Below are 25,877 nucleotides of genomic sequence, written 5' to 3'. Positions count from 1 at the left end.
TTTATGTCTATGATGACAGGCATGACCACAATTACGGGGTAATCCCGTTTTTAAATCATAAGTACCCGCCCCTTCCGGCTTTACAGCCCTTATAATTTTCCGAAATCAGTTTCCTTTATTCCCTATGAAAATCATCAAGTTTGGAGGTTCTTCCGTAGCTAATCCAGATACTATCAGAGAAGTCTTTTCGATCATTCAGGATAAGCTCAAAAAACAAGAAATCGCCGTTGTATTCTCCGCATTCGGAGGTGTCACCGAAAGTTTATTGACTATCGCAAGGCTAGCTCGAGAAGGAGATCAAGTATACCGGGATCTTTTGCAGAGCTTGGAAGAAAAGCACCTCGATATGGTGCGACAGTTGATCGCTGTTCACAATCAGTCCACAGTCATGACTTACGTCAAAGTGAGATTTAATGAACTTGAAGACCTCTTTCATGGAATCTATTTGATTAAAGAAAATTCCTCCCGAACCTTGGACTATGTAGTAAGCTTTGGGGAGCGACTTTCTGCGTTTATTTTGGCCGAAGCACTCGCTGCCAAGGGTCTTAAGACTCAGTTTTTGGACACTCGCGAGGTCATTAGGACTAATGATCGCTTCGGGCAAGCCCGTGTGGATTTTGAAGTGACAAATGCCCTGATCAAAGACTATTTTTCTAAGCATGACGGGATAAAAGTCATCACGGGATTTATCGCCTCCACTGCCAAGGGAGAAACGACCACTCTTGGAAGATCAGGTTCTGACTATACTGCTGCCATCTTCGCAGGAGCATTGGGTGCAGATGATCTGGAGATATGGACAGATGTATCCGGAGTATTGACTTCCGACCCCAAGTTAGTTTACACGGCCTTTACCATCCCTCAATTGAGCTACAATGAGGCCATGGAGCTTTCGCACTTTGGTGCTAAAGTCATCTTCCCTGCGACCATGCAGCCGGCCATGAAGAGAAATATCCCGATCTACATCAAAAATACGTTTGACCAAGGAAATCCGGGAACCCTCATCAATGGGGAGGTAACCAATGGTGCTTTGATTAAAGGCATCAGTTCGATGAGCAATATTTCCATAGTGACCGTTCAGGGTGCTTCTTTACTGGACGGCACAGCTGGTAGCCGGGTATTTAAAGCCTTGGCAGAGGCCAAAGTGAATATTGTTTTGATCTCTCAGGCTTCGTCCGAGCATAGCATTTGCCTAGCCATCAAGACCAACGAGGCCTATTTGGCCAAGGAAGCAATTGAAAAGGAATTTTACTACGAAATCAAATCGGGAGAGATGGATGAAGTGGTGCTGCTTCATGGTCTCGCGACGATTGCCGTGGTCGGTGAAAATATGAAACAAAACCCGGGTGCATCGGGAAGAATGTTCCGCGCTTTGGGTAGAAACAACATTAACGTCGCTGCTATTGCTCAGGGCAGCTCGGAGCTCAATATCTCGGCAGTCATCCCGCAAGCAGATCTTCAAAAAGCCCTCAATGCCTTACATGAGGCATTTTTCCTCTCAGAAAACAAAGTTCTTCACGTCTTTCTAGTGGGCACAGGCCTAATAGGTCAGGCGCTGATCAAAATGATTGCGATTCAACAGCAAAAATTGCGCAGTGAGAGTGAACTGGATATTCAGATCCACGGCATGGCCAACAGTCGCTTCATGGCTTTTCATGAAGATGGTTTTGACTTGAAAAACCCGCATCAGCTTAAGGAGTCAGATGAGAAGATGGATTTAGAAAAATTCATCAAGACCATGGAAGAGATGAACTTCTCCAATTCGGTTTTTGTGGACTGCACCGCAAGTCAGGAAGTAGCAGATGCCTACAGCCGAGTTTTAGGCGCAAAAGTGGCCATAGTTACCCCCAACAAAAAAGCTAACTCCGGGACGATGGAGGAATACAAATCCCTGAAAAAACTCGCCAAAAAGCGCGGGGTTAAATTCCTCTATGAAACCAATGTGGCAGCAGGTCTACCTGTCATCAATACCCTTCAGGATTTGATGCTCTCAGGGGACAAAGTAATCAGAATCGAAGCGGTATTGAGTGGTTCAATGAATTTTATTTTCTCAGAACTCGAGAAAGGAGCCCCCTTCTCTGAAGTGGTTCGATCCGCCAAGGACAAAGGGTACACCGAACCTGACCCAAGAGATGACCTCAGCGGAATGGATGTCGCTCGTAAAATTTTGATATTGGGCCGCGAAGCCGAGCAAACGCTGGAGTTTGAGGACATCACGATCCAAAGCATGGTACCGGAGGATTGTCAAAATGCGTCCTCGGTCCAGGAGTTTTTCGAAAAGCTGAAATCGCATGATGAAGAATTTGCCAACTTGCTCCAAGAAGCCGACAAGAAGGGAGAAAAACTTCGCTTTATGGCTACGCTAGAAAATGGAAAAGCTAAGGTAGGTCTCAATTCCCTTCCCAATGCCCACCCCTTCAGCAGTTTGAGTGGTAGTGATAATATGATTTTGCTTACCACAGAGCGATACCTGGACCGCCCGATGATAATCAGAGGACCTGGTGCCGGGGCAGATGTGACAGCCGCAGGGGTATTTGCCGACGTCATCCGAATCGGTAATTATACTCGTGAGTGATGGTATCGAGCGAGTCAACTTGGGCATTCATTGAAATGAATTACCTCAAGGAGAGATACCTTGTTGCCTCTTTAAATCAGATGATAACCTTATGAAATCTACCAAAGCTTTTGCACCAGCCACTGTGGCAAATGTTTCCTGTGGTTTTGATATTCTCGGTTTTGCCATTGATCAAATGGGTGATACAGTAACCCTTTCTGAGCGGGAAAAACCAGGCTTAGAAGTGCTTTCCATCAAAGGAGATGGAGGCAAATTGCCCTATGAAAGTCATAAAAATACTTGCTCAGTAGCTATTCAGGCCATGCTTGATGAGCTAGGAGTCAATCCGGGAATTGAAATTCGATTGGAGAAAGGGCTTCCTCTAGGCTCGGGAATGGGCTCCAGCGCAGCCAGTGCAGTAGCTGCTCTAGTCGCGGCCAATGAACTACTCGGAAATCCCTTCCAAAAAAACGATTTACTTCCTTTTGCGATTGCTGCCGAGAAAGCAGCCTGTGGTGCAGGACATGCAGACAATGTAGGCCCCAGTCTTTTGGGCGGATTTGTATTGATCAGAGATTACCATCCCTTGGATATCATCAAGCTTCCCGTGCCCGATGGCTTACACTGTGTACTGCTTCATCCTCATTATGAATTGAATACATCAGATTCCCGTTCCGTCTTAAGAGATCAGATCCCACTAAAGCATGCTACCATCCAATCGGGAAATGTGGCAGGACTTATCGCGGGCCTTTTTCAAGCTGACTTTCAACTCATCTCAAGATCCTTACGCGATGTGATTGCCGAGCCTTACAGGGCGGTTTTGATTCCTGGGTTTTATGAAGTGAGAGAAGCCATTAAATCTGCAGGTGCAATGGGCATGGGCATTTCAGGTTCAGGGCCTACTCTTTTTGCCCTCTGTGAAGGAAATGAAAAAATCTCAGATATCATCGAGGCCGCTCAGCAGGTTTATCGGTCGATAGGGCTAGAGGTGGATGCATACCACTCAGCCATCAATACCCGAGGCGCTTATATTCTTTAAGGAGAAAGAAAATGAAGTATTATAGCACAAATAACCCCTACCATCTCGCTTCGCTCTCGGAAGCGGTCATCAAAGGACTGGCGCCTGATAATGGGCTTTACATGCCTCAGCAGATCCCTATTTTACCTAAGGAATTGATCGACAAGATGCCTGAAATGACTTTCCGTGAAATCGGATATGAAGTGATCGGAGCATTGTTTGCCGAGGACCTGAGCAAGCAGCAAATCAAAGAATTGGTAGATCACACACTAAGTTTTGATGCACCGCTGATCCAAGTAGAAGAGGATGTGTTTTCTCTGGAACTTTTTCATGGTCCTACCCTTGCATTTAAGGATTTTGGAGCGCGATTCTGCTCCAAACTAATGAGTATGTTAGTGAAGGAAAAATCAAGGACACTGAGGGTATTGGTTGCTACCTCCGGAGATACTGGGAGCGCAGTGGCCAACGGTTTTTTGGGAGTGGAAGGGGTCGAGGTAATCATTCTTTTTCCCAAAGGAAAAGTCAGTAAACTTCAGGAAAAGCAATTTACTACCTTAGGACAAAATATTACCTCTTTGGAAGTGGATGGAGTTTTTGATGACTGCCAAACGCTGGTCAAGCAAGCTTTTTCAGACCAAAAATTGAATCAGCATCTCCTATTGACTTCTGCCAATTCCATCAATATTGCCCGCTGGGTCCCGCAGTGTCTCTATTATTTTTATGCCTATTCCCGAATACCGAAAGGCAGCAAAAAAGTGGTTTTTTCCGTCCCAAGCGGGAATTTTGGAAATTTAGGTGCAGGAATTTTGGCTTCTCGAATGGGTTTGCCAATCGATCATTTTGTAGCAGCTACCAATGTAAATAAAGTGGTACCAAACTATTTGCAGGGCTTGCCTTTTCATGCACAACCCTCCATCGCAACTGTCTCCAACTCCATGGATGTAGGCAACCCAAGTAACTTCCCTAGACTTCAGGCCCTCTATGAAAAAAACGAAGAGCAATTCCGGGAAAAAGTCAAAGGTTACTACTACAGCGATCGCCAAACTATTGAGGCCATTCAGGCTATTCAGCTCAAGAGCTACACGCTTGACCCGCACGGGGCAGTGGGATATTTAGGTCTCAAAGATTTTATGGACGAACATCCTGACTACATTGGAGTATTCCTAGAAACTGCCCATCCGGGTAAATTCCGAGATGTCGTAGAAGATGCTTTGGGTAAAAAATTGGTCTTACCGGAGCGATTGGCTGCATTTCTAGATGGAGAAAAAAAAGTAATTCAGATGGGGAAAAATTTTGCAGAATTTAAAGGATTTTTGGAAGGGTTGGATTGATATATCTATCAGTGATAGCATCATTTGATATTATCCGTTTTTATTCAACCTAAAGCCCAAGGCTCAAAAACAGGGATTTGGCTTGCCTGAAAACTCTGTTTTTTCACGTGTCTATAATTGATTTTCAAAAGTCACATGCCCGCTCGGAAAACTCCGGTCGGATGGGTAATCTTTGACGATTAACTACGATATATCTGAGTATTGCCCTATGTGTTAAATGATGATTTTATTCATATGGATTTCATCACATGTATTGTTTTATTTAAATAAAAAGACGTGCATTTTCATTTAGAACCCCCCAATTCGATCGAATTTTTAGAAAACTCTCAATCTCTTCCTTATTTTAGTATTCAACTCAAACCTTACTAAACCATGAAAATTTCAATTCCTTTCCTCGGAGTGCTATTCTTGGTGACAGCCTGTTCACAGCCTCAAAAATCTTCTGAAGCAGGCGACGCTGAGTCCGCTCAATCTAAATTTGCCCATTCACCACTGGTAGAGCATATCTATACGGCAGACCCTTCGGCTCATGTTTTTGAGGGTAAAATCTACATCTATCCCTCACACGATATCGAGACGGAGGTAGAAGAGGACGATATGGGTTCGCATTTCGACATGAAGGATTACCATGTATTCTCCATGGAGCAGCCGGGCGGGGAAGTTACTGATCATGGTGTCGCGCTAAAGCTTGAGGACGTTCCTTGGGCAAGCCGGCAGCTTTGGGCGCCTGATGCAGCAGAGAAGGACGGAAAATACTACCTCTACTTTCCCGCCAAAGACAAGGAAGATATTTTCAAAATAGGAGTAGCCATTTCCGATCGCCCAGAAGGACCTTTCACTGCCGAGCCCGAGCCTATAGCAGGGACATTCAGTATGGATCCGGCAGTTTATCAGGAAGGCGAGGACTATTTCTTGCTTTTTGGAGGAATCTGGGGAGGGCAACTTCAATGGTACGAGGATCAAAAATTGGTGGAGGGAAGAAAGGGACCAACTGATGGCATTCCTGCTGATGAGGAAAAGGCCTTGATGCCCTACATCGCCAAGTTGGATGGATCGATGACCGAATTGGCAGAGCAACCTAAAGAAATATTGATTTTGGATGATGAAGGAAACCCCATCACAGCGGGAGATAATGCCAAAAGGTTTTTTGAAGCAGCTTGGATGCACAAATACGGGGACAAGTATTACCTATCCTATTCCACGGGAGATACCCATTTTATCGCCTACGCAATAGGAGATAGTCCCTACGGACCTTTCACCTACCAAGGCAATGTTTTGGAACCTGTAGAGGGCTGGACCAATCATCATTCTATTGCCGAATTTGAGGGGAAATGGTATCTGTTTTATCACGATACCGAATTGTCTGGCGTAACCCCACTTCGAAATATCAAAATGGCTGAATTGACTCATTTACCTGACGGGAAAATCCAAACGATACAACCTGTCAACTAATTAAAAAAAGTTTTCTCCACTTCAAGTTTAATACATTTCGACTACGCTACTTAAAGAGAGTAGTCGAAATGTTTTACTGGATTAAATCGGGCTTTGACTACGCTTGGTCAAATTAAAAAAACAGCTTTTGAACAGTCGTTTTATTTTTTTCTTTCAATGGTATAACTAACCAAGTCTTTTAAGGAAGTTTTGTATTCCGACTCTGGGAATCCGCCAAGTATCACTAAGGCTTCCTGGTAAAAATCATTCATTTTTTCTTTGGCATATTCCAAGCCCCCACTTTGTTTGACAAACTGGATGACCTCATTGACGGCTTTTTTATCTTCAGAGCGATTCCGGATCAAATGAATAATCCGTTTTTTCTCCATCCAGCTGGCTTTTGTCAATGCAAAAATCAAAGGAAGTGTCATTTTTTTCTCTTTGATATCTATGCCGACGGGCTTTCCGATCTCGTCTTCTCCGAAGTCAAACAAATCGTCTTTGATCTGGAAAGCCATTCCTACCTTTTCTCCAAACTCTCGCATCCGACTCACCATCTCCAGATCAGAACCTACGCTAGCCGCTCCCACAGCACAGCAGGAGGCTATCAAACTGGCTGTTTTTTGGCGAATGATCGTATAATACACGTCCTCGGTGATATCCAGTTTACGAGCTTTGGCGATCTGCAAAAGCTCCCCTTCTGACATTTCTTTTACGGCATTAGACACAATCTGAAGCAGGTTAAAATCTCCATTGTCCACCGAAAGCAACAAACCTCTCGAGAGCAAGTAATCCCCTACTAAAACTGCAATTTTATTTTTCCAAAGGGCATTGACCGAAAAAAATCCCCGGCGATAATTGGCATCATCCACCACATCATCATGCACCAAAGTAGCTGTATGAAGCAGCTCAATTAATGCCGCACCTCGATGGGTAGAGTCATTGACCTGGCCACAGACACCTGCTGTCAAAAACACAAACATGGGTCGCATTTGCTTGCCTTTGCGTTTGACGATGTAATTGGTGATGTGATCGAGCAGTTTCACCCTACTCTTCATGAAATCCCGAAATTTCTGCTCAAATACGAGCATTTCGGTTTCAATAGGTTTTTGTATTTGCTTGAGGTCTGGTTTCATCCGGATTTGATGGCGTAAAAATAATACCCTTTCCTTCATGGACAAGGGAATATGAGAGCATACCAAAGAAACATCCAAACGATTGAAACGTTTCGAAAATTTCTTAATTTGTTTCTCAACCCCAAAATCAACCCTAACTATGAATAAACTTAAAACTGAAATCAAATGGGCAATCTTATTTTCTCTTGTAATGATTGCCTGGATGTTTGCCGAAAAGTCTTTAGGCTGGCATGACGAAAACATCGCTGATCACGCCACATTGACCAATTTTTTTGCTATACCTGCCATAGCGGTTTATGTGTTAGCCTTGATGGACAAAAAGAAAAACGACCTTCAAGGAGTCATTAGCTACAAGCAGGGAATACTTTCTGGCCTGTGGATAACGCTCTTCATTGCTGTTTTAAGCCCACTCACTCAGTACATCATTAGTCAATGGGTGACACCTGACTATTTTACCAATGTCATCCAACATGCAGTCGAAACGGGTCAAATGACGATTGAAGACGCGGAATCCTATTTTAATTTACAGAGCTATATGATTCAATCGTTAACTGGTGCGATTTTGATGGGAGTGATTACTACCTTAATAGTCGCGTTCTTCGTCCGTAGCAAAGCCAAACGAGCAAGTACTTATTCTTAAGCCTTACCACCGCAAATTCTATTTCATTATCTTTGCGAATAATTTTTGATAAGCACAGACGCACTTTGGAGGAGAAATACATCAAACATCGATACGAACCGATTTTGCCCAGCAAAAACGAATGGCCTGTCGTGAAATTGGCGCGGGAGCGGAAAGAGTTTATCAAGCAAGTATCCGAAAGATCGCAAGATCGTATTTTAGATCTAGTGGGGAACAATCCTGACCTGCTGAAAGAAGAGCTTGAAACTTCTCTCTATCGGGAAAAACTCCGCATCAAACAAAATCCATGGGCGGTAGACCCGGATGATGAGCAGGAGTTTTGGGGAAAGGTAAAGGCTTCACTTTTGCAAGTCAACTCTGACTCTAAGCTGAGCAAGAGCTCAAAGCTTCAAGCATACCAAGATATCTTAGAGAAAATCACTTCCCGATACTCAGAAGAAATCGCGAGTAATTTCAAACATCAGCATTATAAATTTACCCGAAGCGTCGTCACATTTGGCTTCTCGCGATTACTCAATGCCGCGCGTGTCAAAGGTTTCCGCTCGATTTTCAGCAATCAGTTTACCCTGCAGGATAAAATCCAAATTACCGGAGAAACCGATCAGCTGAGAGATTTGGCAACCAAAGGAACTGTGGTCATGGTTCCGACCCATTTTTCTAATCTTGACAGTATCCTGATCGGTTGGATTATTTCAGTTTTAGGCCTTCCTCCTTTCATCTATGGAGCTGGTTTGAACCTGTTTAATATTTCGATCTTCGCTTATTTCATGAATGCTCTAGGTGCCTATAAAGTGGACCGTCGCAAGAAAAACTTGATGTACCTGGAGACTCTCAAGACTTATTCTAAAGAGGCCATACAATTTGGCTGCCATTCCTTATTTTTCCCTGGAGGCACGAGAAGCCGCAGTGGAATGATCGAGTCCAAACTCAAACTTGGGCTGCTTAGTACCGCTATCGAAGCCCAGCGAGCCAACTATGAAAATGAGCTAAACGAGACCTCCGGCAAGATCTTTATCGTGCCTGTGACCATCAATTATCATTTTGTTTTGGAGGCGCCAAGTCTGATCAGAGACCATCTTAGTATCACCGGCCAAGAACGATATTATAAAGAAAACGATGAGTTTTCGACCTCCTATAAAATCTCCAAATTCCTTTTCAAGTTTTTTACCAAGGGATCAGATATTTCCGTATCCGTCGGTAAAGCCATGGATGTATTGGGAAATTATGTAGATGCAGAGGGAAAAAGTCTCGATAAGCATGGCCGAGTGATTGACACGAGAGATTACTTCATCTCTGAGGGAAAAATCACTGTAGATCAACAGCGTGAAGAGGAATATACCCATATGCTGGGGAAGCGGATTGTAGAAGAATTTCACAAGATCAATCGAGTATTCAGCAGTCATTTGGTCGCTTTCACTGCATTTCAACTTATACAGTCCAAAAATCAGAAAATGGACCTCTTCGATCTGATTCGTCTTCCGGAGGAGGAAATTGTACTTTCATTTGAAGAATTTAAATCAGCATGTCACCAGGTTTACGATAGGATTTTGGAGCTACGTGCGGAGGAACTAATCAAAATTGCCCCACATATGAAGCGAAGCATGGATGAGATTATTGCTCATGGCTTGGACAATGTGGGCATGTACCATGCCAAGCGCCCCCTACTTCGCAATTCAGAGGGGGATATTGTCACAGAGGATATAAGCTTACTTTATTTTTACCACAACAGACTTCACGGATATGGCCTCGAGAAAATCTTCTAAAGAAAAAACCATAGGAGTAGTGGGAATTGGCAGCTTCGGAGCAGCAATAGCCAATATGCTGGCAGAGAAGAATAAAGTAATGGTCTATGCCCGTAAGGCTGAAGTAGTAGAAGAAATTAACTCCGCCCATCAAGCTCAAGGAAGACCTTTAAATCCGGCTATTCGTGCAACTCAAGATCCCGAAGAAGTATGTGAAGCCTGTGAGGTTTTATTTTTCATGGTCCCTTCGTCAGGATTCCAGGATGTAGCTAGGAATTTTGCTCCTTTTCTTCATCCCTATCACCTCGTCATCCATGGGACTAAGGGCCTTTGTCTGAACCTACCTCAAGGACAAACCCTGGATACGGTCAAGAAATTACGAAGAAGCCAGCTACTGACGATGAGCGAGGTGATTCAGCAGGAAACGGTGGCCGTAAGAGTCGGCTGTCTTGCCGGACCTAATCTTTCGAAAGAACTCAGTCAGGGACAACCTGCCGCCACGGTAATTGCTAGTAAGTTCAATGAAGTGATTCTGGAAGGACAGCGACTGCTTCGCTCTGATCGCTTTCAGGTTTACGGAAATTCCGACATTATCGGTGTGGAGCTTAGCGGTGTTTTGAAGAATATTATCGCCATAGCCGCCGGAGCACTAGCCGGTTTAGGTTTGGGCGAAAATGCCAAAGGATTGTTGATTTCCCGCGGTATGGTAGAGATGGTCCATCTGAGCAACGCATTGGGAGGTAGTGTCAAGTCTGTTATTGGTCTAGCCGGAATCGGAGATTTAGTGGCGACATGCAATTCGGAAAATTCCCGGAATTTCACCGTGGGCTATCGACTTGCCAAAGGAGAAACACTGGAGCAAATTCAGGCCGATATGGAAGAAGTAGCCGAAGGAATCAATACGGTAAAAATCATCAAGGCATTTTTGGAAACTGCTGATCTGCGAGCCCCGATTACTGAAAATCTTTACCGGGTTCTTTTTGAAGATTTGGAAATAGAGGAAGCACTTCAGTTTTTGATGAAATATCCTTTCAATGTGGACGTGAATTTTGTCTAGTCAGGGTACGAGCCAAGCCCCTTCCCATTCAGTCTTTTTCAAATACCGGACCCGAAGATGCCCTTCCCTTCGAAGCTGTAAAGCCTCAATTTCTACAGGAGAAAATTCCAAAACACAGAAAAAATGATCGGAAGAATTTCCTTTTTTCCAGCCTTCTTCAGGATGAAGAATAGAAGTCCCTGGAGCTTGATTACCGGTATATTCTGACCTTCGATGGCTTGGGATCGTCTTCCAAATTTCTTTTGCCAATTCACCCTCAAAATGAAACTTAGCTTGAGCTTTTACCCGAATTTGGATCTGCTTTTTGGGATGGTAAAAATGAAGCGAAGCGTTGGGGTTATTCTCCAAATCCGAACATTTTTCAGACCGATGGTCCGTGTAGATAAAAAAATGAAGGTTCTCATTGACTTTTCTCAGCACCACAGTTCTTAGAGAAGGGAACTCACCGGAAACGGTCCCGAGATTCACCCAATGAAAGGGATGCTTGGTATCCAAAGCCCCGCGATGCAGTTCATGCCTAACCGCTTGCCAGATTTCCTTAAGAGTGTCTGTGTCTTGAAAAAGCATTATTGTTCGATTGAATTTGCCTCAAAATATACCAAATCTCCTTCCTCAAACTCCACACTCAGCTCGATGGGATTACAGCAGACCTCACAATCTTCGATGTATTCCTGCCGAGAAACTGAGGGATCAAGCAACATGGATATCTCCTGAAAGCAATGGGGACAATGGAAGAAATGTTCAAACATGAGGTAGAAACTAGTGAGTCTGGGAAAAGTTGAGTGGAACCCTAATAAAAAACGTCATCGCGAGAGAAGAAAAGCGATCTATTGCTTAAATGAGATTACCTGCCCTCCGGAAGGCGGGCTTCAATCTGTTGCCGATGACAAATTTTATTTAGGCATTCTAAAATGGGGCATCCTGAGCGGAGTCAAGAATCCTTCGACTCCGCTCAGGGCGACCAGAATTCGGAAGCTACTGGAAATTGTCATCTCGTTTTCAGCATAATCCTAAATGTTAAGCCTCGCGATGACGATTACCATTGAGATATTATTCCTCCTTAATCCTTTTTCGGCGCCAAAATTGGAATCTTCTGATCGATCATGGACTTTTCCAAGGTCTGAGTGGAAACCATCACAGCATCGACTTGTCCTTTGACCTTTTTATAAACTCCCAAGAGATCTTTTACTCGTTGTTTTTGACCCTCGGTGATCGGAGGTTCACCTTCATTGATTGCTCCATAGATATGCAGCAAATCAGCATCCAGTTTATTCGGGAAGTTGATCACATCCTGGAAGGTCTTTTGCTTGGTCTGAATCAATTCTGACTCAGCTTCATCGATAGCTGTCAGCACTTCTTTGGCCTGAGTATGCCAAGCCTCATACTTTTCTGAATCGACTCGACTTTGCAAATCTGTGATCTGTGTGCGAATACTGCGCAAGTCCTCCGCCATCGAACGGGTATCCATGATCGCCTCTCGAAGGCTAGTCAACTGAGCATCCTGCTCTTGATACTGTGCCGCTGTGGCGGTCCATCTTGGATCGGCCTTTACTTCAATTTCCTTGCTGATCTCCTGATCCCCATAGCGCATCACGAGCTTGTATTTGCCAGGAATCACTCGCTGGGCCGAAGAACCGATTCCGGAAAAAACACCTTTTACTGACTCAAAGGAATCCAGGCTCAAATCCCAATTCAGGCGATTCATACCGGTTTTCTTTTTGATTTTCCCGATTTTGGCATCCGAATCAGTAGTGAATTTGCGTAGCACTTTTCCACTCATATCCTGAAATTCAGCTTCCAAAAGCACAGAATCAACATTTTCCTTCAGGTAATACATTACAGAAAATCCGGGATAAGGATTCTGCCCTGCTTGTGGATTATTTCCACGGAAAGCAAAATCACGAATCGCAGCCTCAGGTTCGTAAACGTAGAAGTCAGCGTCTGCAGCAGCTTTCAATTCATACAGTGGATTCAAATCATCCATCACCCAGAAGGCTCTTCCTGAAGTAGCAATGATCATGTCATTTTCCTGAATCATAAGGTCATTGATGGGTACTACAGGTAAATTCTGCTGGAATTTTTCCCATGTTTGGCCTCCATTGAAAGAGACATAGAGACCCGTTTCGGTACCTGCATATAACAAATCTTTCTGATTGGGATCTTCCCGCATGACCCTTACAAAAGCTTCCTCTGCAATACCATTCACCAAGCGGGTCCAAGTAGCTCCGTAGTCGGTCGATTTGAAAATATGCGGAGTGAAGTCATTGTATTTGTAACCGGTAAAGGCCACATAAACGGTAGCAGGATCATGAGGAGATACCTCGATCTGATTGACCATGCCTTCAGGCGTATTGGGGATTGTGATATTAGTCCAGCTTTCCCCTCCATCTTGAGTCACATGAAGCAAACCATCATCCGCTCCGGCATACAAGACATCCGGAGTATGAGGAGATTCCGCGAGATACATGATGGTATGAAAAACCTCTCCTCCGGCACCCTCATTGGTAATCGGCCCTCCACCATAATCCAAATGAGCTGGATCATTTTTGGTCAGATCAGGAGACACTTCCTCCCAGCTTAATCCACGATTGGTCGTCTTCAAGATCACATTTCCAGCATGGTAAATCACCGATGGGTCATGCTTGGAAGCGATGATGGGTGCATTCCAGTTGAATCGATACTTGACTTCAGCTGGCTTGGAAGCCAAACCCTGGTAAGGATAGGCCATCACATCCTTTTCTTGCTTGGTCTTTGCATTCCACTCCGTGATGATGCCCTGATAGCAGCCCGAATAGACATAAATGGGGTTTTCTGGATCGAAGGCCGAAAAGGCAGATTCGCAGCCACCTACCGGATAAAACTCCTCCCAGCCGATTCCAGAACCATTGGCTCGAGAAGCAAAGGATACGGAAGAGTTGTCTTGCTGCCCTCCATAAATGCGATACGGAAACTGCTTGTCTACATTCACCCGATAAAACTGTGCGGTGGGCTGATTGTCTTGGCGAGACCAGTTTTTTCCACCATCGATGGTGACATTTCCTCCCCCATCATTGGCATTGACCATGTATTGGGGATGTTGCGGATTGATCCAAAGGGCATGGTTATCTCCGTGTTGGGTTTGCAGATTGACAAATGTCTTACCCCCATCCTTGGACTCTACCAAAGGCGCATTCATGATGTAAACTGTCTCCGGCCCTGTAGGATGAGCCAAAATATGCATGTAATACCAAGAGCGTGCACGAAGAAGCCTATCCTCATTGACCAATTTCCAGGTTTTCCCCGCATCATTAGATCGGTAAAGCCCACCGTCTTCGGCTTCGATGATAGCCCAGACAATATTATTATTGGCCCGGGAAACGGATATTCCGATTTTCCCCATCACTCCTTTTGGAAGACCTTCGGTAAGCTTGGTCCAAGTTTTCCCCATATCTGATGACTTATAAATACCTGAACCCGGGCCTCCACTTTGCACTTTCCAAGGGAAACGCCGATGATCCCAATAGGCTGCATAAATCATTCGGGGATTAGTCATATCCATGCTCAAATCCGACACTCCCGAGTTTTCGTCTACATAATGGACTTTCTCCCAAGTTTCCCCTCCGTCCTCAGAGCGGTAGATACCTCGGGCATCGGTCGCGCCATAAGGACTTCCTTGTCCACCCAGGATGACTAGATCTGGATTGTTGGGATGAACGACTATTTTGGAAATCTGTCGGATCTCAGAAAGCCCCATGTGCTTCCAGGATTTCCCTCCGTCCACTGATTTATAGACTCCATCTCCATGAGATGTCATCACTCCCCGAACGGGAGCTTCTCCCATCCCAACATAGACTACATTTGGATCGGACTCGGCAACGGTAATGGCACCTACGGATGCAGTGCCAAAGAATCCGTCGGAAACATTAAACCAGCTTTCTCCGGCATCGGTGGTTTTCCATACTCCACCGACAGAGCCTTGATAGAAAGTCAAAGGTTCCTGAACAACACCTGCTACCGCAGTGGCTCTACCCCCTCTGAATGGCCCCACAAGGCGGAACTCCATGGCATTATAAAGGGCGGTGTCAAAAGTGGGTGCCGGAGCAGTCTCGTTTTTCTTTTTGGATTTTTGTGAAAAGGCGCTTTCGGATGAAAAAAGCAAAAGCAACCCTAGTAAAAGAGGGCTAAATTTTAAACGCATGATTGATTGGGTTTGGTGGTAAGCAGTAAGTTACAAAAGGCTGAGAAAAATGAGAGCAGAAAGCTAAAATTAGCTTTCTAAAAATGAAGTAACTGACAGATTTTACATAAACTAAGCCTGTTAGTCAAACGCTAGGAAATCGGAAAGCCCCGACCGCTTGTTCAAAAGCCTATCCGGATCCCGGTTTTGAAGTAATCCATTCCGTGAATTATCTGGATTGGATTGGGGGGTAAAAGCGAATGAAAGGACCAAAGCAGAGCAATCCGCCATATGGTCTACATTTACATATTTAATTATCAAAGATGGGGAAACTGATACCAATAGAGTTAACAGTTTCGCTACCCCCAGACCCAAAGAAAAACTCATAGTTAATTCTTAAACTTGAAGTAGCCAAAATATCAACTCCTATTTTATTCCTATTGAACTCAAAAAAGTTTTGATCTGAGTGAGTAATCAATCTACCGTAATACACTCTGAATGATCTCTCTTTTTCTCCAAACACAGCTCCTAAATTTAGAAAACTACCTTCATTTACCTGATATTTATTTTCCTCGGTTCGTGATATAAACTGATTCATATCCCATGAAAGTAGGAATCCAAAATCAAGTGGTACAGATTTGATTATTTGTCGAGGACGATAGATCAAAGATAGATCCTGATTGAATGGAAGCTGTCCGGCAAAAAATTTAACACCGACATCAAACCCAAAAGAAATCGTGGGAGTCTTTTCAAGTTCAGTGTAGGTGATCACCTTCAAAAGCCCGTTTTCATCTATTCTAATATCCTTATTAAAAAGCGTTTTTGAATACCTTTTAAACCAATCATTTTGCTCCGCTTCCCTTTTGATCATACCTGTAAAATCCGCTTCTTCCAGCACCAAAATCTCATCCCATTCACCAAGGAACATACTTATTTCCAACAATTGTTTGCGGTAGACGAAAATAACCTCATGTTTAAAAACCGGAAAAATATTATTCTCAAATGCCTTTAATCGGATTTGGCTATTTTCCTCTATTGAAAACTCCTGATTGACGGGGTTGAAACGTATTTTGTAAGCTTTTTCAGTAAAATTCAGATTCAGCTGATCTATCAAAGACAAAAAATCAGGAATGTCCTTTTCATACCCACCAAACTCTTCAAGCTTTCTGATATTTAAACTTACTATAGAAATCTTCTTTTGATTTTCTATATAGATATTTAATGTATCATTCGCTTTTTTCAGACTATTCATTTCCTCATCAAACAGTCCGGTAGAGGGTCTGAAAGAAACACGCTCATCGGTGCGAGGTTTACTTCTTACCGTCGAGTCTGAAGGTGAGCTTGTGGTTTGTCCATAACCTTGAATACAAGTAAAAAGAATAAGTACAAGGATTATTGTATTAGTTTTTATGTATTTTTCCATTAAATAAGCTGTTTAAACTAGCATTAGAAGTATTTTTCGAGGAAGCCTGAACTGGATAGCTCTGCAACTTTCTAATCAAATCAAAGCGCTCCGCAACTAGAGTTTGCTCAGCAGCTACATTTGGATTCATTTTTTTGATACTCCTTTGCAGTCGAGAAGCAGCTAAGCTTAGCTGCTTTTCTTCCTGTAAAGGGGCATCAAATTGTTCGGAAGAAGCGATCTCCCTTGGTTCTAAAGACTCAGGAAAAGCACTGTTGAAAATTGGAATTTCATCGGAAATCTTTTCTCGTACCTCGGACTTGATCTCTATCTTATTACTCTTTATTGCCTGAAATGAAGATTTTTTAATGATCACATCAGACTCTTGAGGTTCTAAGGTCGGATTTTCAAGTTTTGGTAAATCATATCCTGAATTTTTTTCGGTTAGTATATTTTCTTCAACAGGAATTTCGGGTGTTTCAACCCTCCCCAAAAACGAAAGTCCAAAACCAATGACTACTAATGCTGCCACTACCCAAGGCCAAAAAATCGTCAATTTAGATTTTTTCCGGGTTTGAACTTTCCCCCAAACTAGCTCCTTTCGAAATTCAATCTCTTCCGGCAAGGCTGCTTTTTTATCTATATTTTTTATGTCAAGAGGCATAATTCAATCCTTTTTTAATAATCATTTCTTTCAGTACAGCTTTAGCTTTACTCAGTTGGGATTTAGATGTACCTACTGTAACACCCATCTTTTCGGCGATTTCTTTATGAGAATACCCTTCTATTTCATACAGGTTGAATACTGTTCGATAACCTTCCGGAAGGTGAAGAATCAATTCAAAAAGAGTGTCAGCACTCAACGTATCCATGATGTCTTCGTGAGTAGAAATTAAAGTTTCGTCAGGCTCTACCATTAAAGGAGCTTTGTTTTGCTTTCGCAAAAACATCAAACACTCGTTGATCAAGATACGCTTAAGCCAAGCTTCAAAAGAGGCTATTCCTCGAGCTTCAAAACTGTCCAAATTGGCGAAGGCCTTGGTAAATCCAGTGCTTAATAAGTCTTCAGCATCTTCCTGAATTTTCACATACCTAAGACATAGCAAAAACATCTGCCGAGCATAACAATCAAATATGGCCCGATGCGCCTTTTGATCACCCTCCCTCGCTTTATTTATGATTTTCTCCTGCAAGCCAAATTAGATTTCTCTTTCAAACCTAAAAATGAAATAATGTAGGCAAAGGTTGCCTGACAACTTCATTTTTTTTGAAACACCCCTAAAAGCAGCCTATTACAAACTTAGACGCTTGTAAATTTCATAAAACACTATTTTTTTGGCTAGGATAAAATTTTTAATTTCATCATTAATCCTATCAAAGGTTTATCTAGTGAGATATAAAATCCATATCCCCGATCCTTGTTCTGAGGATCCAAAAAATTTTTCTGCAACACCAAACGGTGGATTTTGTCATTCCTGTCAGAAAAAAGTAGTGGATTTCAGAAAAATGAGTCAAACTGAAGTTTTTGATTTTCTGAATAAAAACTCATCAAGTCGATGTGGTATTTTCGATCCCGATCAATTAACCATTCCAAAAAACAAAATCCCCAAAAATGTGAAGTTTCCAAGCTTTTGGGCTTTTGGATTTTTGGGAATCATGGGATGTTCTTTGCCGATGGTTGCGCAGGCTTCGATTCAATCCCCAATTGAACAAATTCCGATAGCCCCTAAAGAAATTACAAAAAGTGATACGGCTTACCTTCCAAAAAGAACAATTAAAGGAAGGGTTATCAGCTTTTACTTTAACGAAAAACAAGCTTTAACAGGCACAAGGATAGCTATCAAAGGAACACCTACAGGAACTGTAGCAGATCAGAAAGGGTACTTTGAACTAGAAGTACCAGACTCGGTTAGGGCTCAAAAAATAATAATATCCCTTTCTTTTGTAGGCTACAAAATTAAAGAAGTGGCTGTTTACGACACTCAACTCCCAGTTCAATTAGGCGAAATCCAGCTTCAGGAGGATACTGATTTTGTGATGGGTGAATTCATCTACATTAAACCAACGCTCTGGCAAAGATTCAAGGGTATTTTCAAATCCAAAACCCCCAAAAACTGCTCTAAGCCAAATCACCAACACGCATAAAGAAGCATCAGATCATGGCCTCCTGGGCCAGAGCCTATCCGTTTGCCAGTTTTGAAGCGATTTATTCAGGCAATTTTTAGACTGGATGGGGGCAATTAACCGTTTACCATTGGCAAATTATCCAAAAATAAAGGCATAATTATTCGGCAGTTAGTTTAAAAAATAGCTAGATTACTAGTTTATTAGTAATTTCTAATCTTCTAAACCTTCTTAATCTTGAAAACCAAACTCAAACTACCCGGATACAAAAATCTCCTGTTGCTGTTCTCCCTTGTTCTATTCATTGCCTATCATCCTGCCCAAGCCATCGAAAAGGCTAAATCAGATCCAAGCGAAGATCTCAATGATCCAAAAGTCAGTGCTCAGGTAATAGATGAGACTGGCAAAGTGATGCAAGGTATTGCGGTATTGGTCAAAGGAAGTACGACAGGTACAGTAACCGACAAGAATGGCTTTTTTGAGCTCAATCTATCCGGATTTAATGAGAGAAAAGTTACGCTTTTATTAATGTTTCCTGATTATCAGTCAAAAGAGGTAGTGGTAACCCTGAAAAAACTTCCTAAAGATATGGGACAAATAAAAATGGAAAAAGAATAGAAATCAGTTGGACCCCTTTTTCTTTCGGGTAAAACAAAACCCTCGAGGTCTCAAGGACCTCAAGGGTTACCATTTTTCAGCTTAAATGCTTTTCCGATAGATTAGTTCTCTATCGTAACCGCAGCATCCACATTCTTAAAGTACACCTGCTTGTCAGCATCCAAATCCACTAAGACCGCAGAATCATTTTTGATATAGCCTGCCAAAATCTGCTTGGAAAGCTCGTTTAACACCAATCGCTGCATGGTTCGCTTCAGTGGTCTGGCCCCATAATTCGGATCAAAACCGACTTCTCCCAGATAATCGAGTACATCCGTAGTCGCTTCGATTTCGATATGGGATTCAGCCAATCTTTTCTGAATTTCTCTCCATTGGATGTCGACAATTTTCCGGATGATCTGCTTGTTCAGCGGCTCAAACATGATGGTCTCATCGATACGGTTCAAGAATTCCGGACGTACTGACTTCTTCAACAAATCGAAAACTTCTGCCTTGGTCTTTTCCAAAACCTCCTCTTTGTTCCACTCCTCCATCTCAGCAAATCGCTCCTGAATCAAGTGGGAGCCTATATTCGTGGTCAGAATGATGATGGTATTCTTGAAGTTGGCGATTCGACCTTTATTGTCAGTCAATCGCCCATCATCCAAGACCTGAAGGAGAATGTTGAAGACATCCGGATGGGCTTTTTCAATCTCATCCAGCAAGATTACTGAGTATGGCTTTCTTCTCACTGCCTCAGTCAGCTGACCGCCTTCATCGTATCCCACATATCCCGGAGGTGCTCCTACGAGTCTACTGACGGCATGGCGCTCTTGGTATTCAGACATGTCGATCCGGACCATGGCATTCTCGTCATTGAAGAGGTATTCAGCTAAGGCTTTCGCTAGCTCTGTTTTACCTACCCCAGTTGTACCCATGAAAATAAAGCTACCGATCGGGCGCTTAGGATCCTGCAATCCCGCCCGACTTCTGCGAACCGCATCAGAAAGGGCTACAATCGCTTCTTTTTGACCAGCAACTCGTCTTCCAAGTTCATCCTCCAAGTGGAGTAATTTCTCCCGCTCGGATTGAATCATCTTACTCACTGGAATTCCGGTCCATTTGGATACCACAGAGGCAATATCTTCATGATCCACCTCCTCTTTCAGGAGTGGGGACCCAGCCTGCATTTCCGCTAACTGAGATTTGAAGGAATCCAGTTTTTTCTCGGATTCGACGATTTTCCCGTATCGGATTTCGGCTACTTTCCCAAAATCACCGGCACGCTCAGCTTGTTCTGCCTCGAGTTTCAGCTTTTCGATGGCCTCTTTCTCCCGCTGAATGCCCATAATCACCGCCTTTTCGCTTTCCCACTTGGCTTTCACTGACTGACGTTTTTCCGAAAGCTCGGCGATTTCCTTACTCAAGATCGCCTCTTTGTCCTTGTTGTTTTCTCTTCGGATCGCTTCACGCTCGATCTCCAGCTGCATGACTCGACGATTCAATTCATCCAATTCCTGAGGAAGAGAATCAATTTCCATTCTAAGCTTGGCAGCAGCCTCATCCATCAAGTCGATAGCCTTATCAGGTAAGAATCGATCAGAAATGTATCGTTGCGAAAGCTCAACGGCGGCAATTACGGCATCATCTTTAATCCGTACCCCGTGGTGTAGCTCATACTTGTCTTTGATACCTCTCAGGATTGAAATCGCATCCGCCGCATCCGGTTCATCAACGATGACGGCTTGGAATCGACGCTCCAAGGCTTTGTCTTTCTCGATATACTTTTGGTATTCTTTTAGTGTGGTCGCACCGATCGCGTGTAACTCACCCCGAGCCAAGGCTGGTTTGAGCAAGTTCGCTGCATCCATGGCTCCTTCTCCTCCACCTCCCGCTCCGATCAGGGTATGAATCTCATCAATAAAGAGGATGATTTCTCCTTCTGCGTCGGTCACTTCTTTGATTACTGCTTTTAGTCGCTCCTCAAATTCCCCTTTGTATTTGGCACCTGCTACGAGCAAGCCCATATCCAAGGAGATCAGCATCTTACTTTTCAGATTTTCCGGCACATCCCCGGAGACGATACGTTGAGCTAGTCCTTCGACGATAGCCGTCTTACCCACACCCGGTTCTCCGAGTAGAATAGGGTTGTTTTTGGTACGTCGGGCTAGAATCTGCAGCACTCGTCTGATTTCTTCATCTCGGCCAATGACGGGGTCGATTTTACCCTTTTTGGCCAATTCATTCAGGTTTTTGGAATACTTCTCCAAAGCCCTGTATTTGCTTTCTGCGTTGGGATCAGTCACTTTATTTCCTTTTCTTAGTTCCTTGATAGCTTCGATCAAGGGCTTCTCTGCGATGCCTTGATCCTTGAGTAATTGGGAGGTCGCATCACTTCCCGCAAGAATCGCCAAGAGTAAATGCTCGATGGCTACGTATTCATCCCCAAAAGTCTTAAGGTAATCTTTCGCTTTAATCAGCGCTTGATTGGCTGAATTTGAAAGATGCGGTTGCTGATTAGTTCCGCTGACCTTGGGTAGTTTTCCCAATTGCTCATCGAGCTTTTGAGAAAGTAATTGCTTGTTTGCACCGAGTTTTTTTAAGACAAAATCGGTGACATTTTCATCCTCGGAGAAAATCCCCTTCAGCAAATGAGCCGTCTCGATCGCGGGTTGTCCCGAAGCCATAACCAGCTCAGCGGCCTTTTGAATCGCCTCCTGAGATTTGATGGTGAATTGCTTAAAATCCATGTATTGATAGTGGTTTAGTTGCTTGTAATTGAATCCAAATTCTATTCAGCAAATCAAAATCCAATTGTAATTCTCGGTCAAAATGACTGAAAAGGAGTGCTTTCAAAAAGAAATCAGGAAAATATGGCAGGAAAAGACTTGATTTAACTTAGTCCGAAATTTGAATGGATTTTTAAAAATGGAAATTTATATAGTATTTTAGTTTATATGATAAAACTTTCAGGTTATGAATGAACTGTTAACTGAGGAGCGGTTTTACAATTGATTCACAAAATCAGAAACCAAAAAGTAACGCTGGATAGTGATCTAGCGGAAATGTATGGTGTCCCCACAAAGAGGTTAAATGAACAGGTAAAGCGGAATTCAGATCGCTTTCCGGTTGATTTTATGTTCCAACTGGATGAAGAAGAGTGGAGAAACTTGAAGTCGCAAAATGCGACTTCAAGTTGGGGAGGAAGACGAACACCGCCCTATGTGTTCACTGAACAGGGAGTCTCCATGCTTTTCTCGGTACTAAATAGCCCTCAAGCAATTCAAATTAATATTTCGATCATTCGTGTCTTCGTTAAAATAAGAGAATGGGGACTTAACTACGGCGAATTAGCATTAAAAATAAAGGAACTTGAAAAAAACTCCTCAGATCACCAAGAGCACATTGCACATATTTATCAAATGATAGAGGAACTGCTCCGGCCAAACCTAGAAAAAAGGACTTGAATAGGATTTAAAAAATAGCCTCACTCCTAAAAGGCAAAATGAGGCTATTGATCTTCATTTTCTATCTTATTTACTACATCGAAGCCGCATAATCCTCCACAGCCTGCCAAACTCGGAAAATATTTTTATAGCAAATTTTCTCAATATCTTCTCGAGAATATCCTCGCTTCAATAGCTCAGCGATCAAGTTTGGAAACATGGAAACGTCCTTCAATCCAGTAGGCAAGGAGTCTCCTACCCCATCAAAATCGGACCCGAATCCTACATAATCTATCCCTACCAAATTCACCACATGATCGACATGGTCGGCTACTCGCTGTACGGTTGGGAATGGATTATTAGCCGCTGCATATTCACTGATATAAGCTTGAGCTGCGGAATCTCTTCGGCTGAGGTTATTTTCAGCCAGCCAGTTGACAATGTGCTCCCTAACTTTGGCTGAGCCTGCTGCATAAGCGGAATCGATGAAGGATCCTCCAAAATTAATCATCATTACTCCACCATTATCTGCCATCGCTTTGATCAACTCATCACTCATGTTTCGCTCAAATCCCGGCGTGAATTTCCTCACAGACGAGTGAGAGGCGATGACGGGCACTTTGGTGATAGCCAAAGCATCTCTGAAAGTATTATCAGAAACGTGGCTCAGATCCACCATGATTCCCACACGGTTCATTTCTGAGACTACTTTTTCTCCAAACTCACTCAGTCCCCCATGCGTCCCGGTAGTATCATAGCTCGCATCTCCTATTAGGTTGTCTTTTCCATGTGTTAGGGTAATGTAGCGAATTCCTCTACCGTGAAAATATTCCACATTGGCCAAATCATCTTCAATTCCAGCCCCGTTTTCCATTCCCATTGGAAGGGATATTACACCTTTTTGAAAATTGACCTCTACATCTGCTGGACTATAAGCCATTGCGAATTTATCCGGAAAAGTGGTGGCCAAGCGCTCAGTCATTAAGATAAGTGAGTCCGCCAAAGCCTTAGATGCGCCAGGGATAGCTTGATTTCCAGCAGGAATATAAATGGACATAAAAGGTGCATCCAAGCCCCCTTCTCTAGACCTTGGAAAATCAAAGTTGCCATCAGGCGTGCGGACGGAAACATCAAGAATTTCGCGTTGAAGAGTAAAGCCACCCACTTTCATTCGGTAGGGTAAATCCACATGGCCATCGACCATGATGGTGGATTGGGCGATTTCAGTTGCTACTTCCAGTCGCTCAGAGTCAGAAAGCTGGGTGTAGTCGATTTCTTGATCCTTAGTTTCACAGGAAAACGCGACACCTGCAACTAGTAAAAGGCTAAGATATTTTTTCATAATCTGGTTTTTGTTCGAAAAGTCAAGATAATAGCTTTCTATGGGTATTTGAAGAATTATCCATAAATGGCCATAAAAACCGAAGAATTGTCTAATAAAGGTTTAAATTTCATCTACTTCCCAAATAAACAATGGATTATGTGTAAATTTCATTTTGATAAAACTACAAACTATGAAAAGGTTACTAGTGCTATTTATAAGCTTGGTTTTTTTGGCATCCTGCCAACCTTCAATCAAATCATCGATAGCTGTCACTGTAGATGATGCTCTCCAAGAAGACCTGAAAGATGGTCGCCTTTTATTGATTTTCTCTACCAATCATGAGGCTGAACCCCGCTTTGGAATCAATGATCGGGTGGAGACAAATCAGGTTTTTGGGATGGACTTCGAAAATTATCAAGGTGGGGAAATCATCAAGTTTGATACTGAAAGCTTTGGGTACCCCATTGAGTCTCTAAATGATATCCCTGAAGGTGAGTACACCGTGCAGGCATTCATTCAAAAGCATGAAACTTTTGAACGAGCTGACGGCCATACTGTCAAGCTACCCATGGATCAGGGGGAAGGTAGACAATGGGCTAGAGCTCCAAAAAATATTTATAGCATGCCCAAAAAAATCACCTGGAACAAAGAATCAAATCTTGAAATAACTGTAGATCAGCTTATTCCCGCAGTCACAGAACCAGCCGACACGGAATATATTAAGCACATCAAAATCAAGTCCGAAAAGCTTTCCGAGTTTTGGGGAAGAGACATGTACCTTGGAGCCCATGTCCTACTACCCGAAGGATTTGAGGAAAACCCAAATCAGTACTACCCTCTCATGGTTTTTCACGGGCACTTCCCTTCCGATTTCGGTGGATTTAGGACAGTACCACCAGATCCCGATTTGAATGAAAATGAATATAATGCAAGGTTCGGGATTTATGGGTATGAAAAAATGCAACAGCAGGAGGCTTACGACTTTTATCAGCAATGGATCTCTCCGGATTTCCAGCGCTTCATTGTGATAGAGATTCAGCATGCCAACCCTTACTATGACGATAGCTATGCCGTGAACTCCGCTAACCTTGGCCCCTATGGAGATGCCATTACCTTTGAGCTCATCCCTTATATTGAGGAGCAATTTCGGGGTATAGGTGAAGGTTGGTCTAGGTTTCTATATGGAGGATCAACCGGTGGCTGGGAGGCTTTGGCAGTACAAGTAAAATACCCCGACCAATACAATGGCTGCTTTGCGGGATGTCCGGACCCCATTGATTTCAGAGCTTACACCTTAGTCAATATTTATGAAGATGAGAATGCCTATTATCAAGAAGGGCACTTTCGGAAGACCCCTCGGCCGGGACATCGGAACTATCTGGGCCAAGTAGATGCTATGTTAGAAGACATGAACCATCGGGAATTAGCTCTAGGAGGGAAAAAGTCTCGATCTGGAGATCAATTTGACATTTGGCAGGCCGTATTTTCCCCTGTGGGAGAAGATGGCTATCCAAGACCTATCTGGGATAGATATTCAGGTGAAATCGACAAGGAAGTTGCTGCTTACTGGAAAGAAAATTACGACCTTCGCCACATCATGGAAAGGGACTGGGAAATGCTCGGGCCAAAACTAGAAGGAAAAGTGCATATCTATTGCGGGGATATGGACAATTACTATCTCAACAACGCTGTGTACCTAACAGAAGAATTTTTGGAAAAAACCGAAAACCCTTATTATGCAGGCGAGGTTGCTTATGGAGACCGTGCTGAGCACTGTTGGAATGGAGATCCTGATTTACCCAATTACATCACCCGCCTTAGGTACAATACCATGTATCTGGACAAAATTCAAAAACGATTCGAAGCATCAGCTCCATCGGACTTTGATTTAAAAAACTGGACTTTAATTAAAAATTAACTAA

General features: G+C 43.2%; 20 protein-coding genes. 11 read left to right on the top strand and 9 right to left on the bottom strand.

The window, feature by feature from the left end; translation table 11 throughout:
• The first annotated feature begins 124 nt into the window (after positions 1–124).
• From thrA to BLQ57_RS01275, 4 genes are all read left to right on the top strand, one after another.
• A complete protein-coding gene (gene thrA, locus BLQ57_RS01290) occupies positions 125–2,572 on the top strand; it encodes a bifunctional aspartate kinase/homoserine dehydrogenase I (protein ID WP_087940338.1) in 2,448 nt (815 codons plus the stop codon).
• A gap of 91 nt (positions 2,573–2,663) precedes the next feature.
• Complete coding sequence (locus tag BLQ57_RS01285) at positions 2,664–3,590, top strand: homoserine kinase (RefSeq protein ID WP_087940339.1); 927 nt, start codon at positions 2,664–2,666, stop codon at positions 3,588–3,590.
• An 11-nt stretch (positions 3,591–3,601) separates the two neighbouring features.
• Entirely contained in the window at positions 3,602–4,900 is a 1,299-nt protein-coding gene (thrC, locus tag BLQ57_RS01280) for a threonine synthase (RefSeq protein ID WP_087940340.1), read from the top strand.
• 372 nt (positions 4,901–5,272) lie between these two features.
• Positions 5,273–6,352 carry a glycoside hydrolase family 43 protein gene (locus BLQ57_RS01275; RefSeq protein WP_087940341.1) on the top strand — a complete coding sequence of 360 codons (1,080 nt, stop codon included), beginning with the start codon at positions 5,273–5,275 and terminating at the stop codon, positions 6,350–6,352.
• Between the two features lie 140 nt (positions 6,353–6,492).
• On the opposite strand, the gene BLQ57_RS01270 is transcribed toward BLQ57_RS01275, so the two are convergent.
• Positions 6,493–7,467, bottom strand: coding sequence for a polyprenyl synthetase family protein (locus BLQ57_RS01270; RefSeq protein WP_087940373.1), 975 nt, complete (start codon positions 7,465–7,467; stop codon positions 6,493–6,495).
• Between the two features lie 139 nt (positions 7,468–7,606).
• Here BLQ57_RS01270 and BLQ57_RS01265 point away from each other — a divergent pair, with 139 nt between their 5' ends.
• From BLQ57_RS01265 to BLQ57_RS01255, 3 genes are all read left to right on the top strand, one after another.
• A complete protein-coding gene (locus BLQ57_RS01265) occupies positions 7,607–8,107 on the top strand; it encodes a DUF4199 domain-containing protein (RefSeq protein ID WP_087940342.1) in 501 nt (166 codons plus the stop codon).
• 65 nt (positions 8,108–8,172) lie between these two features.
• Positions 8,173–9,870 carry a 1-acyl-sn-glycerol-3-phosphate acyltransferase gene (locus BLQ57_RS01260; protein WP_087940343.1) on the top strand — a complete coding sequence of 566 codons (1,698 nt, stop codon included), beginning with the start codon at positions 8,173–8,175 and terminating at the stop codon, positions 9,868–9,870.
• Positions 9,848–10,906: an NAD(P)H-dependent glycerol-3-phosphate dehydrogenase gene (locus BLQ57_RS01255; protein WP_087940344.1), complete on the top strand. Its 1,059-nt coding sequence runs from the start codon at positions 9,848–9,850 to the stop codon at positions 10,904–10,906. Before BLQ57_RS01260 ends, BLQ57_RS01255 begins: the two co-directional genes overlap by 23 nt.
• Here the strand turns inward: BLQ57_RS01255 and BLQ57_RS01250 are convergent, their stop codons facing one another.
• The 6 genes from BLQ57_RS01250 to BLQ57_RS01225 all read right to left on the bottom strand — a co-directional run bounded on the left by BLQ57_RS01250 (position 10,907) and on the right by BLQ57_RS01225 (position 17,657).
• Positions 10,907–11,473, bottom strand: a complete 567-nt coding sequence (locus BLQ57_RS01250) for a pyridoxamine 5'-phosphate oxidase family protein (RefSeq protein ID WP_087940345.1) — start codon at positions 11,471–11,473, stop codon at positions 10,907–10,909.
• Positions 11,473–11,655, bottom strand: a complete 183-nt coding sequence (locus tag BLQ57_RS01245; RefSeq protein ID WP_087940346.1) for a CPXCG motif-containing cysteine-rich protein — start codon at positions 11,653–11,655, stop codon at positions 11,473–11,475. The genes BLQ57_RS01250 and BLQ57_RS01245 overlap by 1 nt, the downstream gene beginning before the upstream one ends.
• A gap of 311 nt (positions 11,656–11,966) precedes the next feature.
• Positions 11,967–15,083 (bottom strand): WD40/YVTN/BNR-like repeat-containing protein, encoded by a 3,117-nt coding sequence (locus tag BLQ57_RS01240; protein ID WP_087940347.1) that lies wholly within the window; start codon positions 15,081–15,083, stop codon positions 11,967–11,969.
• 289 nt (positions 15,084–15,372) lie between these two features.
• Positions 15,373–16,485 carry a hypothetical protein gene (locus BLQ57_RS01235; protein ID WP_087940348.1) on the bottom strand — a complete coding sequence of 371 codons (1,113 nt, stop codon included), beginning with the start codon at positions 16,483–16,485 and terminating at the stop codon, positions 15,373–15,375.
• On the bottom strand, positions 16,463–17,128 hold the full coding sequence (locus BLQ57_RS01230) for a hypothetical protein (RefSeq protein WP_087940349.1): 666 nt from the start codon (positions 17,126–17,128) through the stop codon (positions 16,463–16,465). Before BLQ57_RS01230 ends, BLQ57_RS01235 begins: the two co-directional genes overlap by 23 nt.
• Positions 17,118–17,657 (bottom strand): RNA polymerase sigma factor, encoded by a 540-nt coding sequence (locus BLQ57_RS01225; RefSeq protein WP_139162640.1) that lies wholly within the window; start codon positions 17,655–17,657, stop codon positions 17,118–17,120. The genes BLQ57_RS01230 and BLQ57_RS01225 overlap by 11 nt, the downstream gene beginning before the upstream one ends.
• A 463-nt stretch (positions 17,658–18,120) precedes the next feature.
• Here BLQ57_RS01225 and BLQ57_RS21060 point away from each other — a divergent pair, with 463 nt between their 5' ends.
• Both BLQ57_RS21060 and BLQ57_RS01215 read left to right on the top strand, forming a co-directional pair.
• Positions 18,121–18,609, top strand: coding sequence for a carboxypeptidase-like regulatory domain-containing protein (locus tag BLQ57_RS21060; RefSeq protein ID WP_169712773.1), 489 nt, complete (start codon positions 18,121–18,123; stop codon positions 18,607–18,609).
• Between the two features lie 216 nt (positions 18,610–18,825).
• Positions 18,826–19,206 carry a carboxypeptidase-like regulatory domain-containing protein gene (locus BLQ57_RS01215; protein ID WP_087940351.1) on the top strand — a complete coding sequence of 127 codons (381 nt, stop codon included), beginning with the start codon at positions 18,826–18,828 and terminating at the stop codon, positions 19,204–19,206.
• 101 nt (positions 19,207–19,307) lie between these two features.
• Here BLQ57_RS01215 and clpB read toward each other — a convergent pair whose 3' ends face one another.
• Complete coding sequence (clpB, locus tag BLQ57_RS01210; RefSeq protein WP_087940352.1) at positions 19,308–21,935, bottom strand: ATP-dependent chaperone ClpB; 2,628 nt, start codon at positions 21,933–21,935, stop codon at positions 19,308–19,310.
• Positions 21,936–22,196: 261 nt separating this feature from the next.
• Here clpB and BLQ57_RS01205 point away from each other — a divergent pair, with 261 nt between their 5' ends.
• The gene (locus BLQ57_RS01205; protein WP_087940353.1) at positions 22,197–22,652 is read left to right on the top strand and encodes an ORF6N domain-containing protein; all 456 of its coding nucleotides are present in this window, start codon (positions 22,197–22,199) and stop codon (positions 22,650–22,652) included.
• A 73-nt stretch (positions 22,653–22,725) separates the two neighbouring features.
• Here the strand turns inward: BLQ57_RS01205 and BLQ57_RS01200 are convergent, their stop codons facing one another.
• Positions 22,726–23,973: a dipeptidase gene (locus BLQ57_RS01200; protein ID WP_087940354.1), complete on the bottom strand. Its 1,248-nt coding sequence runs from the start codon at positions 23,971–23,973 to the stop codon at positions 22,726–22,728.
• Between the two features lie 172 nt (positions 23,974–24,145).
• On the opposite strand from BLQ57_RS01200, the gene BLQ57_RS01195 reads away from it, so the two are divergent.
• Positions 24,146–25,873: an alpha/beta hydrolase-fold protein gene (locus tag BLQ57_RS01195; RefSeq protein ID WP_087940355.1), complete on the top strand. Its 1,728-nt coding sequence runs from the start codon at positions 24,146–24,148 to the stop codon at positions 25,871–25,873.
• The last annotated feature ends 4 nt before the right edge of the window (positions 25,874–25,877 follow it).

It is taken from the genome of Algoriphagus faecimaris (assembly GCF_900101705.1).
Taxonomy (GTDB): Bacteria; Bacteroidota; Bacteroidia; order Cytophagales; family Cyclobacteriaceae; genus Algoriphagus; species Algoriphagus faecimaris.
This window is presented reverse-complemented; position numbering and strand designations above follow the sequence as displayed.

Bases quoted from the DNA above. Each gene is read 5' to 3' on its own strand.
- thrA (WP_087940338.1), top strand. From the start codon at position 125: ATGAAAATCATCAAGTTTGGAGGTTCTTCCGTAGCTAATCCAGATACT.
- BLQ57_RS01275 (WP_087940341.1), top strand. From the start codon at position 5,273: ATGAAAATTTCAATTCCTTTCCTCGGAGTGCTATTCTTGGTGACAGCC.
- thrC (WP_087940340.1), top strand. From the start codon at position 3,602: ATGAAGTATTATAGCACAAATAACCCCTACCATCTCGCTTCGCTCTCG.
- BLQ57_RS01240 (WP_087940347.1), bottom strand. From the start codon at position 15,083: ATGCGTTTAAAATTTAGCCCTCTTTTACTAGGGTTGCTTTTGCTTTTT.
- BLQ57_RS01255 (WP_087940344.1), top strand. From the start codon at position 9,848: ATGGCCTCGAGAAAATCTTCTAAAGAAAAAACCATAGGAGTAGTGGGA.
- BLQ57_RS01285 (WP_087940339.1), top strand. From the start codon at position 2,664: ATGAAATCTACCAAAGCTTTTGCACCAGCCACTGTGGCAAATGTTTCC.
- clpB (WP_087940352.1), bottom strand. From the start codon at position 21,935: ATGGATTTTAAGCAATTCACCATCAAATCTCAGGAGGCGATTCAAAAG.
- BLQ57_RS01245 (WP_087940346.1), bottom strand. From the start codon at position 11,655: ATGTTTGAACATTTCTTCCATTGTCCCCATTGCTTTCAGGAGATATCC.
- BLQ57_RS01195 (WP_087940355.1), top strand. From the start codon at position 24,146: ATGAAAAGGTTACTAGTGCTATTTATAAGCTTGGTTTTTTTGGCATCC.
- BLQ57_RS01270 (WP_087940373.1), bottom strand. From the start codon at position 7,467: ATGAAACCAGACCTCAAGCAAATACAAAAACCTATTGAAACCGAAATG.
- BLQ57_RS01235 (WP_087940348.1), bottom strand. From the start codon at position 16,485: ATGGAAAAATACATAAAAACTAATACAATAATCCTTGTACTTATTCTT.
- BLQ57_RS21060 (WP_169712773.1), top strand. From the start codon at position 18,121: ATGGGATGTTCTTTGCCGATGGTTGCGCAGGCTTCGATTCAATCCCCA.
- BLQ57_RS01230 (WP_087940349.1), bottom strand. From the start codon at position 17,128: ATGCCTCTTGACATAAAAAATATAGATAAAAAAGCAGCCTTGCCGGAA.
- BLQ57_RS01265 (WP_087940342.1), top strand. From the start codon at position 7,607: ATGAATAAACTTAAAACTGAAATCAAATGGGCAATCTTATTTTCTCTT.
- BLQ57_RS01250 (WP_087940345.1), bottom strand. From the start codon at position 11,473: ATGCTTTTTCAAGACACAGACACTCTTAAGGAAATCTGGCAAGCGGTT.
- BLQ57_RS01200 (WP_087940354.1), bottom strand. From the start codon at position 23,973: ATGAAAAAATATCTTAGCCTTTTACTAGTTGCAGGTGTCGCGTTTTCC.